Source organism: Victivallis vadensis (assembly GCF_003096415.1).
In the GTDB taxonomy this organism is placed as follows: domain Bacteria; phylum Verrucomicrobiota; class Lentisphaeria; order Victivallales; family Victivallaceae; genus Victivallis; species Victivallis vadensis.
The window spans coordinates 1-12,792 of the sequence record NZ_QEKH01000038.1 but is presented as its reverse complement, the minus strand read 5'-3'; the positions used below and the strand labels follow the sequence as shown (position 1 = coordinate 12,792).

The 12,792-nt window shown below is 59.3% G+C and carries 8 protein-coding genes; 4 read left to right on the top strand and 4 right to left on the bottom strand.

Features of this window, described 5'->3' with window-relative positions:
- Positions 1-3 precede the first annotated feature (3 nt).
- The 3 genes from C8D82_RS17625 to C8D82_RS17615 all read right to left on the bottom strand — a co-directional run bounded on the left by C8D82_RS17625 (position 4) and on the right by C8D82_RS17615 (position 5,191).
- Complete coding sequence (locus tag C8D82_RS17625; RefSeq protein ID WP_116885606.1) at positions 4-1,155, bottom strand: universal stress protein; 1,152 nt, start codon at positions 1,153-1,155, stop codon at positions 4-6.
- A 28-nt stretch (positions 1,156-1,183) separates the two neighbouring features.
- Entirely contained in the window at positions 1,184-3,046 is a 1,863-nt protein-coding gene (locus tag C8D82_RS17620; RefSeq protein WP_165833168.1) for a sensor histidine kinase, read from the bottom strand.
- Between the two features lie 813 nt (positions 3,047-3,859).
- Positions 3,860-5,191: a sigma-54-dependent transcriptional regulator gene (locus C8D82_RS17615; protein ID WP_187144117.1), complete on the bottom strand. Its 1,332-nt coding sequence runs from the start codon at positions 5,189-5,191 to the stop codon at positions 3,860-3,862.
- A gap of 360 nt (positions 5,192-5,551) precedes the next feature.
- On the opposite strand from C8D82_RS17615, the gene C8D82_RS17610 reads away from it, so the two are divergent.
- Genes C8D82_RS17610 through C8D82_RS17595 form a run of 4 tightly spaced genes read left to right on the top strand, consistent with a single transcriptional unit; the run spans position 5,552 to position 10,405 of the window.
- Positions 5,552-6,676, top strand: coding sequence for a LacI family DNA-binding transcriptional regulator (locus C8D82_RS17610; RefSeq protein ID WP_116885604.1), 1,125 nt, complete (start codon positions 5,552-5,554; stop codon positions 6,674-6,676).
- 46 nt (positions 6,677-6,722) lie between these two features.
- Positions 6,723-7,484, top strand: a complete 762-nt coding sequence (locus C8D82_RS17605; protein WP_116885603.1) for a prepilin-type N-terminal cleavage/methylation domain-containing protein — start codon at positions 6,723-6,725, stop codon at positions 7,482-7,484.
- Positions 7,485-7,509: 25 nt separating this feature from the next.
- Positions 7,510-8,226 (top strand): hypothetical protein, encoded by a 717-nt coding sequence (locus C8D82_RS17600; protein WP_116885602.1) that lies wholly within the window; start codon positions 7,510-7,512, stop codon positions 8,224-8,226.
- 16 nt (positions 8,227-8,242) lie between these two features.
- Positions 8,243-10,405, top strand: coding sequence for a hypothetical protein (locus C8D82_RS17595; RefSeq protein ID WP_116885601.1), 2,163 nt, complete (start codon positions 8,243-8,245; stop codon positions 10,403-10,405).
- A 476-nt stretch (positions 10,406-10,881) separates the two neighbouring features.
- On the opposite strand, the gene C8D82_RS17590 is transcribed toward C8D82_RS17595, so the two are convergent.
- Positions 10,882-12,792 (bottom strand): RHS repeat protein (locus C8D82_RS17590; RefSeq protein ID WP_133245274.1); only part of this gene is annotated, 1,911 nt, incomplete at its 5' end.

The following is a 12,792-nucleotide window of genomic DNA, read 5'->3' as shown; positions in this document are numbered from 1 at the left end:
GCTTCATTCGGGGCGGCGCTTTTCAGTCACCACAATCTTGAAATCATAGTTGCTGACGGTGAGCCGTTCCAACAGGCTGGTTTCGCCGAAGAGCCGCCGCCAGAAAGGGATGCGCCGTCCGGAAGGGCCCATGATGATATGGCCGACCCGGTGTTCCCGGGCAAACTGCAGAATGGTCTTGACCACGTCATCCCCCTGATAGGTGAACACCTTTGCTCCGACCTGACGGGCCAGTTCGAGGGTATCCGCGAGCCGCCGCTGGGTCGCGGCGTCGATCCTGAGCGCGCTCTCCCGGGAGGTCTGCACATAGAGTACATACCAGTTGCGGTTCAGCCGCCCGGCGAGCCGCGAACCGTAACGCAGCAGCGCGTCGGCATTGGGGCTGAGCGAACTCATGCAGACCATCACCTGATCGGGGCTGACGCTGTCGCCCGAATCCCCGCCGGCTTCGTTTTTCTCCCGGTAACGGGTGTCGAGCTGCGCGGCAAGTTCCCGCAGCGTCAGTTCCCGCAGCTGCTGAAGATTGCCCGCACGAAAAAAATTGTCGAGCGCGCTCCCGATCCGTTCGGCAGGATAAACCCGGCCGGTGCGAATCCGTTCGCGCAGGTCGTCCACCGAAACATCGACGTTGACCACCTCGTCGGCTCCCGTGACCACCCAGTCCGGAATCCGTTCCCGGACCTTCACGCCGGTGCTTTTCTCAACGATTTCGTACAGGCTTTCCAGATGCTGAATGTTCAGCGTCGAAATCACATGGATTCCGGCATCGAGAATCTCCTCCACATCCTGATACCGTTTCTCATGCTTCGAACCGGGGACGTTGGTATGCGCCAGTTCGTCCACCAGCACCACCTGCGGCCGCCGGGCGAGAATGGCCGGCACGTCCATTTCGGCGATTTCGATGTTCCGGTGCCGCATCACCCGGCAGGGAATCACCTCCAAGTCGCCCAGGCAGGCGGCGGTTTCGGCCCGGCCATGCGTTTCCAGCAATCCGACCGCGACATCCACTCCTTCGCTGTGCTTCAGCCGCTGCGCCTCCTTCAGCATCTGGGTAGTCTTGCCGACTCCCGCGCAATATCCGAGATAAATCTTCAGCCTGCCGCGCCGGGAGTTGCGGATCAGCCGCAGAAAACGGTCAGCACGTTCGATCTCCATTTCACACCTTCTTTCCGGCTCCGCCCGGTCACACCCATTGCGCGGAGTTCTTCTCCTGATTTTCCTTCGCCCCCGTCACCGGAATCGAAAAGATGAAAGAGCTCCCCTGCCCTGCCGCGCTCTCCACCCGGATCGATCCGCCCAGCGCCGTGACGATCTCCTTGGCGATGGACAATCCGAGGCCGACGCCGCTGTTCGGCTCCTGCCCCGGAGCGCGGTAAAACTGCTCGAACAAATGGGCCTGCACCTCCGGCGGCATTCCGCAGCCGGTATCGCGCACCGTGAATTCCACCGCATCCTCCCGCCGCACCGCCGAAACCGTGATCGAGCCTCCCGCCGGGGTAAAGCGCAACGCATTGCCGATCAGATTGTCGAACACATAGTCGATCCGGTTCACCGCGACCAGCACGTCGGGGACGTCGGGAGCGACCTGCGTTTCCAGCCTGATCTCGCGGTCGAGGCACTTCGCCCGGAACCGCTCCTCGGCGGCCCGGATCAGATCGGCGGGACGCCGCGGCTCCAGTTGCAGATTGTTCCGGCCGGAGACCCGGTTCAGGTCCAGCAGGTCGCTCATGATATCGGCCAGCCGGTCGCCATCGTCCCGCATCGACATCACCAGGTCGAGCTGCCCCGGATTCAGCGGCCCGATCTTCTCATCCAGCAGCAGATAAATCGACATGCGCAGCGAGGTCAGCGGCGTCTTCAACTGGTGCGAAACCGTCGAAATCACGCTGCGCTTCAGCTCCTGCTGTTCATGGGCCATGGTCACATCCTTCAGGATCACCGCCACCGCCGAAATACGGTCAGCCGGGGCGTCCGCCGGAATCGGAAGCGCCGTCGGCTGGAAAAAATACTCCTTGTTATCGATGAAGTGCTGGATCACCCCGTCATTCTGCCGGCAGGTACAGACGCCGCCCCCGGCCAGCACCCGGTCGTAAATCTCCCGCAGCCAGACCGCGTTCACCGCCCCGACTTCGGCTCCGATCCGGAAGCCGAAATACTGTTCCGCGCTGCGCGTGGCAATCTCCACGCGACCGCTGCGGGCGTCGAAAACGGCGATCGGCGTCGGCAATTCGCTGAACACGTCGCGGTTGGTCCGCTCGGAACGTTCCAGTTTGATCCGTTCATTCCGGCGCGCCTCCCGCAGCGCCGCGGCCATCGCATTGAAAGAGCGCGACAACTGCCCGATCTCGTCACCGGATTTCGCATCCAGCACGATATCCAGATTGCCGTTGCTGATCTCATTGGTCAGTGCCAGCAGTCTGGCAATCGGATTCAGAATCCAATTCTTGAGCAGAAGCGTCAGGATCACCGCGAACAGACAGCAGCCGATCAGGATCATCAGCACCCGCCGGTGCAACGTCTCCGCCTCCTGCCGCGCCCGGTTGTTCGCGTCAATCATATTCTGCTGGTTCAACGCCTGAATTTCGCCGGTCAGTTCTTTGATCTCCCGGAACAGCGGCTCCATGCGTTCATCGTAAAGCGTCCGGCGTTCCGTTTCCGCTTTCCGGGGTTGCGCCAGCTCCGGCAGCAGTGCGATATACTCCTTCAGCAGCCGGTTGACCCGTTCCGCCCGCTCAAGCTCCCCTTTCACCGTCACATTCCGCAACTCGGCATCCCATGCGGCCCGCAGTTCCCGAACCGCCTCCTTCCAGTCGCCGTTTTCCTCCGCCGTCCCGTCCCGGAAAGAGCGCAGCAAACCGCCGTTCACCTCCTCCAGAATATCGTCCACCTTCCGGCAGATCACCACGCTCCGGTAATTCTCCCTTAAAATCACATCAATCGCCGCTCCAAGGCGGTCCACCTGCCTCATCATCACAGCCCCGACCGTCGCAATCAGCACTACCAGCACCCCGAAACTGATCAGAAATTTTTTCCGAATATCCAGCATCCGCATTTCTCCTTAGAGCTTATTCAGGGATAAGCTCTTAACTCTGTTTTCTATACACTTTCAGCAAAATACATGCCAGCCGTCTGTCAACCTCAATATCAAGGCGTCCTTCATCTTATTTCATTGCAAAATGCAATATTCGGCGAATTACGCCGCATTGTATTTTGCAATACCCCCGCAGTCCGATCGGCAACTTTGGAGTGCGGAGCCCGAAGGGCTTGCTCCCGCAGAGCGGGAGAAAGCTTCAGCTCCGCTTTCAAGTCGCACGTCAGTTTATACCCGGCTTTACATTGTAACAAGAACAAGCGGGGCCGCCCGGAGGTACGGCTTTTCTTAGGCGCAAGAGACCCGGCAAGCCGCCCGGAGGGTAGTGAGCACCGCGCCTTCAGCCTGCGGATGGCTCCGGGGGACGTCGCGCACGTCCCCCGGCCCCCCTCGCCGGTGGCAGAGGCCGGTCTGGTTGCGGAGCACTTCCGCTCGCGGGCGCGGCTTCGCCGCTTACTTGTCCGCCTGCGGCGGCCAACCCTTCAACGTTCGCTACGCTCACTACGCCAGGGAGGCTTCGCTCTCTACGTTCGGCTTCGTCACTATTGTTCCTCGTTATTTTGCTGCCGCAAAATAATTCCCTCACATTCGTTCGCGGCGCTGACCGCGCTTGTTGTGCGCCGCGTAAATGGTCATGGAGGCCAACCAATGCTCGCATGTACCAGCCGCCGCACGCCCCCCGAAGGGGCATTGGCAGGCGCACCCGGCAGCGGCACCTTGCCGCACGCGCTTATTGGGCGCCGCGTAAATGGCCACTTGGCCTACTATTCAGATTCCGTAGGCTTTGCGCTTCCTCCACAGCGTCGCCTGGTCGATTCCGAGAATTTCCGCGGCCTGCTGCAAAGAGGGGGCGGTCGCCACCACATGCCGGATATACCGTTCCTCCACCTCCTCCAGCGTCAGGTTTTCCCGGAAACTCAGCGGGCCGGACTCCTGTTTCAGCGCCTCCGGCAAATGTGCCAGTTCAACCGTTTCCCCCGTGGCGAGGATCGCGCCGCGTTCGACTGCGTTACGCAGTTCGCGCAAATTTCCGGGCCATCCGTAGCTGCGCATCGCCGCCATCGCCTCCGGCGAAAAGCCGTTCAGCACCTTGTGATTGCTTTTCGCGAAAAAGAGCAGCATATCCAGCGCGAGCGTTTCGATATCTTCCGGGCGCTCCCGCAGCGGCGGAATCTCCAACTGAAACACGTTCAACCGGTAGAAGAGATCCTCGCGGAATTTTTTCTGCCGCACCGCCTCCTCCAGATCCATGTTGGTCGCGGCGATGATCCGCACGTCGGCGCGGAGAGTTTCGGTTCCCCCGACCCGTTCGTATTCGTGATCCTGAATGAAGCGCAGCAGCTGCGGCTGGATCGCCGGCGGCAGGTCGCCGATCTCATCCAGAAAAAGCGTGCCGTGATCGCAGGCCGCCACCCGCCCGGCACTGTCCCTGACCGCCCCGGTGAACGCCCCCTTCATGTGGCCGAACAATTCGCTGCTCAGCAGCTCCGGCGTCAGGGTCGGGCAGGAGATGATCCCCAGCGGAAATTCCGCCCGGCGGCTCCAGTTGTGGATCGCCCGCGCCAGCATGGTTTTACCGGTGCCGCTTTCGCCCCGCAGCAAAACGACGGCTTCGGAATCCGCGACCTGCCGCGCCATCTCCAATGTGCGCTGCATTTTCGGATTCGCGGAGGAGAACACCGCCTCCGGGTGCAGGCTTTGCAAATCAGCTTTCAGGCAGTCGATCCGGTTCTGCATCGCCAGCATCGCCTCGACCCGGCCGACCACCAGCTCGATCTGTTCGGGATTGAACGGCTTGGCGATGTAGTCGAACGCCCCGAGCCGCATCGCCTGCACCGCCGTATCGATGGAGGAATAGGCCGTCATCACCACGATTTTCATCCAAGGCGAATCCGCCAGCAGCTTCGGAATCAGCTCCAGCCCGTTGTCGGCGCCGAGCCGCAGGTCCAGAAAAGCCATCTCGAACATGCGCGCCCGGCTCTCCGCCAGCGCCGCCTGAACGTCTCCCGCCTGACAGACCTGCCGCCCGTGGGATTTCAGCCACAGCGCCAGTGTCTTGCGGATATTCGCCTCGTCATCGATCACAAGTATATTCAGCATTGTCGTCTCTCCATAATATATCCCTTACCAATTATACGCCCGGATCGCCTTTTCCGCAAGTGCCGCCACTCCGAAGCAGGCCCGATTCCGACGATTTTGCCGTTTTTTGTGTTTTATAGCAAACTTCGTGCCAAGATAACTCCTTCCCCATCGCGCACGGCGGAACAGTGCTTCGCGGCTTCGCGTCCCCTTCATCATCCGTTGCAAAATGCAATCCGCAAAAATCCTGCTCCACCCTTTTTTTCCATATTTTTCCACTTTTTTGGGATTTCCACTTGACTTTTGCTGTAAGATAGATCATAATATTTACAGAAAACAAATGTAAATTTACAGCAATTCCAATGAAAAAGCTGAAAAACCATGATTAAGAAAACAACAGTCAGGCAGCCGGTGACCCTGACTCAGGTGGCGGAAGCCGCCGGAGTTTCGATCGCCACGGTCTCGCGGGTGCTGAACCGGCGCGGGCAGGTCGACGAGCAGACCAAGCTGCGCGTGCTCGACACCGTCGATGAACTCGGCTACGACGCCAGTTCCATCGCGCGCAAAGCCGCCGCGATTTCACAGGCGGACAACAAACTTTACCGGGTGGAACTGCTGCTCTGCCCGCTGGCGGAGCAGAAGAACATGCTGATGCTGGATTATTTCGACGAAATGCTGCGCGGCATCCAGTCCTATTTCAGCCGCCACGGCAATATGATGATGAATATCTGCACCTGGGATCCGGCCGGCTACAGTGAGGAGAACGACCAGATTTTCAACCGTCTGCTCTCCGCCGACGGCATCATCGTGATCGGCAATCCGACCTGCGACGTGGTCGACCGCCTGGTCGCCAGCCGCATGAAGCCGGTGCTGATCTCCAGCGACCGCGACGATATTTCAATCAATTCGGTGGAGGCGGACAATTTCACCGGCGGCGTGATCGCCGCGCGGCACCTGATCCGGAACGGATTCAAAAAGATCGGTTTCCTGTCCGGCTCCGCCAAGGTCCACTCGTTCCGGGCCCGCCTGAACGGCGCGATGATCGAAACTTTGCAGGAACTCGGCCCGGAAAGTTTTGTAAGCCGCGTTTCCGCCACCAGCGACAATGAGGATGTGAAAGCCGCGCTCCAGGAGCTGTTCACCTCGCCGGACCGTCCCGAGGCCCTGATCACCACCCATCCGATGGCGGCCTATCTCGCCGTCGAGGTCCTGAAAGAACTCGGCCTGAACTGCCCGCAGGATTGCAGCATCGTGACCTTCGACAATCCCGAAAACATCCCCGGCGACATCAGTTTCACCCATCTGCGCACCTATCCGCGCCAGCTCGGCATCAAAGCCGCCCAGCGGGTTTACCAGCAGATTTTCACCCGGCAGATCGAAGACCAGCCCTACAAAATCGTATTGCCGCTGGAACTGATTCCGGGCAACTCCGTGAAAATGTCCGCAGTCAGAAACAAAAAAATACGCAGGGCCGAACCGGTATCCCTTTCCGGCGTTATTTCATAATGTACTCTTTACCCCAATTTCATATAAAACAGGAAATAATTCAACCATGAAACACTTTTCCAATCGTTGTTTTACCTTAATCGAGCTGCTCGTCGTGATCGCGATCATCGCGATTCTCGCCGCAATGCTTCTGCCCGCGCTGAACAAGGCACGTGCCACAGCCCGTGTTGCGACCTGCAAAGGCAATATGAAAAGCATGGCGCAGGGCTTGCTGCTCTATTCGGGAGACTCGGCTGACACCCTGCCGTTTCATCCCGGAAAAACCGGGCCGGTCTGGAACAGTCTCTACTGGATGCAGACCCTGCGCAATAATTACTCTTTGGGAAATAAACTCTGGTACTGCGCCGGCAATCCGGAGGTATTCAATACGACCTCAACTCCCGGATATATTCAGGGACTCGGTTTCGGAGGCGACCAATACGGAGCGAACACAACCAATTATTCGTTGAACGGCTGGCTGCTCGATGCAACCAAAAACGGGGTAAAAGGCATCAGAGGGAAAATCAGCCGTGCCGATTCTCCCTCGACCAGCATCATGGTAATGGAATACGCCAGCCCGAATTTCACTGAAACTTCCATGTGGCATATCAACAAGAGCCTGAGCCGCTTTCAGAGCGAACACAAAAAACGGCGGGATCATTCCGGCCTGGCCTCCAATTTCGCCACGCTGGACGGCCATGTGGAATCCCTGAAATACGGCAGCAATCCCAATCAGATCAACTTCAATGCCTTGAAGGGCTGGTATTATCCCACTACCTCCAGCAACTCCTGGGCGGCTCCGCTGTGGTCCACCTACTACGCCCCTTAGTATCAATAATTCCGGAGAATTCATCATGTGGAAAGAACTTGGTTTGTGTGCGGCGTTCTGCATCGGTTCGATCAGTTTCGCGGCGGAAAAGGCATCGGTCAGGACAAAGGATTTCGTACTTCGGTTCGCAAAGGACAAGATCGTCCTCTCCAATCCGAAGTGGCAGGACGAGGTGGTGATCCGCAAGGTCATGTTCATCCGTTCCCCGCACTTCGCGACGCCGATCGGCGCGGAACAGCTTACACCTGATTCGTTCAAAGTCGACTACAAGATCGACGTGAAAGCCAATCCGAAGGACACCCCGGAAAAGGCCGAAGCGTTGAAAAAGAGCATTGAGGCGATCAAACTGACCGCGCTCTGCACCGCCACCGACGCCGGCGCGAAGATCGAATACACGTTGACCTCGCCGGAGTACAAGCCGGATGGGGCGATGATCGAATTCAACTGCTGGTCCAGATTCAAAAAGGGCGGCAAGGGCGACCTGCTCAAGGCGAACGGCAAAAAACTGCGCCCCTTCACCAAGGAAGGGCGCGGAACCTACTATCTGGCATTGCCAGGCAATCCCAACTGGACCAGCAGTTGGGCGGAACACGCCGGATTCCGCAAGTCCGGCGATGAATACAAAACCACGTTGGAGTTCCGTTTCGCGCCTCCCGAAGTCACCGGCGAGGCCGTCGGCGCACTCTTCGACAGCAAGGTAGAAGCCGCGCAGCCGGAAGCCGGAAACGCTCCCGCCAACTGAAAAGATCCAACCGTATATGTTCAAAAAACTGACACTCACTCTCGCAGCTTTCTGCGCCGCCGGAATTTTCGCAGCCGAAAAAGCCGCGATCGCCTATCCCGGTTATTCGCTGGAAGCCGACAAAGGCGGACTGGTCATCAAGGACGGCTCCGGCAGCCGGCTGCTGAAAATCGGCCGCCAGCTCTGCAGCTGGGCCCCTCCGGTCGCCTATCCGGAAACCGTCACCCAAATCGCCCCCGACACATTGAAGGTCGATTACCGCATCGACAAGGACAAGTCCGGGCAGGTCGCCCTTTCCGCCACCTTCCGCGCCACGCCGGAGGGAACGATCTTCGCCGACTATGAACTGACCGCCCCCGAAGGGATGAAAACCGGCGGCATCATGCAGGAGCTTCAGCCAGTCGGCGTCAAAAAACAGCCGGAGCTTTTCAAATCCGGGCTCTGGACCCGCGACGCCAACGGCGGCGTGCCTTACGAGGTACGCGACGGCTACTTCCGCGGTTTTCATGGCAAGCATGCTTCGGTCTGGCTGCAGCTCGGCGGCAACGCCAACTATACCAGCAGCTGGGCGGAGCATCTCAGCTACAAAAAGAATGAATCCGGGAAGCAGTCCGCTTCCTGCGTTTTCCAGCTCACCCCTCCGGGGGCGACCGGCGCCGAAGCTGCGGCCCTGCTCCGCAACCGCCCGCTGACGCTGACGCTGGCGACGGGAAAGCCGTTCAACCTGTGGGACTCCGGCGTGCCGGAATTTACCGTGAACATCACCAATCCCGGCAGCCAAACGCAAAGCGGCGTCGAACTTGCCGTCACCGCCCGCGACTACGACGGCAGGAGCGTGCTGAATGAGAAACGCCTTCTCACGCTCGCTCCGCACCAATCCGAAACGCTGAAATTCCAGTTGCCGGAAGCGGAGCGGATGATCTGGTTCGCGGAAGCCTCCGTCAAACAGGGGGGGAAGGAGCTGCTGTTCACCCGTACCAGTCTCGCGGTGCTGCCGCCCCATGAGTTTCAGGACCGGGAGAACAGCAGATTCGGCATGTCCGCCTACTTCCCCGTTCCCGATATGGAGTCGGTCTACAAGCTGATGCGGCGCATCGGCGTGCGTATCCTCCGCCACGGCGACAACCGCGAATGCGCGAAATACGGCCTGCTCGCCCTCGACCACGCCAATGTCCCCAAAGCACAGGCCCCGTCCAAAGACAAGGCGCGGCTCGACCAGATTCTCAAGCGCGCGATGGAATTCGAGAACCCGGAAATCGAATTCTGCAACGAGTGGAACATGGGCCTCAAACCGGAATTCCACCGGAAGTACGCCGAGCGTTATGCGAAGCTGCTCCGCCAGTTCCGCCAGCTCTGCAAGGAGCGCAATTCCGACATCAAAATCATCGGCATGGGCATCGCCGGAGACGATCCGAAATTCGTGCGCGCCCTCGCGGCGGCGGGAGCGTGGGAGTATTTCGACGGCGGGATTGCGATGCATCCGGGGCGCGGCAACTTCACTCCCGACTACGAGAAAAACCAGTGGTCCTACCTTGGTTCAATCCGCCGTTTCAAAAAGGTGATGGGCGAACTCGGGGAAAAGCCGATCCATCTCTCCGAAGTCTACGCCGCCACCCACGCGAACGACTGGTGGAAGGATTCCGAGCGGCAAGCCGCTGAAAACGTGGTGCTGACCTACGCGCTCGGCCTCGCCGAAGGCGTCGCGTCAATCCAGTTCTACCAGCTTCACGATGCGGTCTGGCACGACATCGGCGGCGTCAACCACAAGGACAGCGAATACAGTTACGGCCTGCTGCGGCGCGACGGCGCCGTCAAACCCTCGCTGCTGGCCTATGCGGCAGTCGCGGAGCAACTCGACGGCGCGAAATTCCGCAAGTACCTGACCTTCAAGGATCCGCAGGTAAAGGGCGTCGGCTTCGACACGCCGCGCGGCCCGCTGGCTGTGGTCTACGACCGTACCGACGGCATGGTGCAGTCCCAAAAATCTCCCGGTTTCATCCATCTGGAACCGTGGGTCGATCACTGGAAAACCCACCGCGAAGTGACCCTCCCCGCCATCTCCGACGAAGTGACGGTCATTGATCCGATCGGACGCGCCCCCCAGGTCAAAGCGGTCGACGGCAAGGTCACCCTGACGCTTTCCGGCGCACCATTGATGGTTTACGGACTTCAATTCTAAAACCTCCCCCCTTAACGGCATGGGGGATTTCGCTCCTTTCGGAGCGACCAAGGCGCTTCGCCCTTGGAACCCGACCGGCAAGGTGCCGGCGCCGAATACTTAGAGCCGGGAAAACCGTTCCGGTTTCCCCTCCGGGAGGGGGAGGCTCCGGTAGAGACAGGCATGGTTGTACAGGAGCGGCACACCGCTCCGGTCGGCGCAAAGCCTGCTTTTTTGCAGGCTTTAGGCACTCCCTGCGCCTGCTGCCGCCGGAGATCACGCGCGGAACCTCCAGATGCTGACAAGATAATAGACAGATATTCTGATGGAGGCTGATAAGAGTTTATCTGCCGATATATGCAAAGCGAGGTCAGGCAACAATACAATTGCCATATCACAGGCAAGCATATCTTTGAGTACGAGCCTTACTGAACCTTGCCTGCATGAAAAGGCAGGGGAGAGTTCAGCCTCCATAAGGGTAACTTCACATCATCCGGTCAGCATCTGGTCGTTCCGCGCGTGAACTCCGGCGGCAGCAGGCGTAGGGAGTGCCCGGCGTCGGCAAAAAAGCCGACGCGGTCACCGACCGGAGCGGTGTGCCGCTCCTGTACAACCATGCCTGTCTCCATCAGGGCTCCCCCTACCCGGAGGGAAAGGCATTTCGCCTTTCCCGGCTCTTTCATGGTCACGCAGTTGTTGACATACGCCAGATTGTTCCATCCATCGGGATAACCGAGCGGGTCGGTGGTCTGCCACTTGCCGAGATCGGCGCGATAGTTGCGGAACAGGAAGCTGTACCCTAAGCCGTCGACTTCGGGCTTGCCGGTGAAGAAGTTTACGGCGAGGTTGGGCTTTTCGCCGGGTTTCAGCTCTCCGAAGGCGTCGCGGTCGATGGCGCTGAACTTCTCTCCATCCTTGACGCCGAGGGTGTTGCCGAGCATGTCGTCGAAGAGCATCTTGTCCCCGGCGAGGATCGGATTGCCTCCGGTTACGGCGGGTTCGTTCACGTATTTGAGATTGTTGCGGCTCAACAGCGCGAGGCCGTCCCACAGGAAGGTTTCCTTGCTGTCGCCGTAGTCGGCGGTCGCGAGCTGGCCGCTGATGTCGTAGCTGTAACTCTGCGTGGTCTTGCCGTTTTCGGCGACCTGCATCACTTTGTCCAGCCAGCCGTAGGCAAAGGTCTTTTCGCCCTCCTTGACCATGCGGCCTGCCGCGTCGTATTCGTATTTCGTGACTTTGCCGTCGGCGTTCTTGCTGCTGACCAGCTGGTTCGCCTTGTCGTAGGTGTAGGTTGTGGTTTTGCCCGCGACAGTCTTGCTCAGGATATTGCCCGCCGGATCGTACACATATTTCTCGACCTCCTTGCCCGCCGGATCAACCACCGCGAGCAGCTGGCCGATCTTGTCGTAGCGGTAGCTCTGCTTTACGCCGCCGACTTCGCGGCCGCTGATCGTGCCGTCCTTGTCGTAGAAATATTTCAGATTCGCGGCATCCTCCATGCCCGCGATGCTCTTGGCGGCGAGCTGTCCGAGCTTGGTGTAGCTGTACCGGACGGCGATGCCGTTGGTGGTGCGGGTCACGAGCTGGTTCTTGGTGTTGTACGCATAAGTCACGATATCGGAACCGGATACGATCTTCGCAAGCCTGCCGAACTCGTCGTATTCGCGCTTTTCGCTGAAGGTCACGCCGTCGGCGGTGGTCACGCGGCCGATGCGCTGGCCGTAGTTGTTGTACGCATAGCGGCTGACCGTCTTGCTCTCCTTGCCGTTTTCGACGGCGGTTTCGACTTTTTCAGTCATCCTGCCGAAGTAATCGTAGGCGTAAGTAGCGCTGCGCTTGGTGCTTGCATCAACCTTGCTGCTCGCGATCAGCTTGCCCCAGCTGTTGTACTGGAAGGTTTCGACCTGTCCTTTGCCGTAGTCCGCCTTGACCAGCCGGTCGCAGTCGTCGTATTCGTAACCGATCTTGCGGTCGGCCTGCTTCTGATCCGCGAAACGCGAAATCACCGCGCTCAGCATCCCGTTTTTGTCGTGCAGGTAACTGGTGAGCTGGTTCTCGGCGGTGCGTTTGGCGGCGAGTCCGAAGCCGTTGTAGTTGAAGTTGATCTCGTGGCGGTTCTGGTCCAGCACCTTCGCAAGCTGGCCGATGCTGTCGTACAGATATTCGACGCTGGTTTCGTTCGGCAGGAACTCCTTGACCACCTTGCCCAACTCGTTGTATTCAGCGGACTTGACCCGCCCCTTGTGGTCGCGGTACTGCGCCGGAAGCCCCTGCGCATTGTACGCGATTTCGAGGCTGCTCAGCAGCTCTTCACCGTCGAGACGCGCCATTTTCGCGATGCGCCCGGCCTCGTCATACACGTATTTCGTGGTCACGCCGTTCGGCGCGGTCGCCGAAATCAAGCGGTT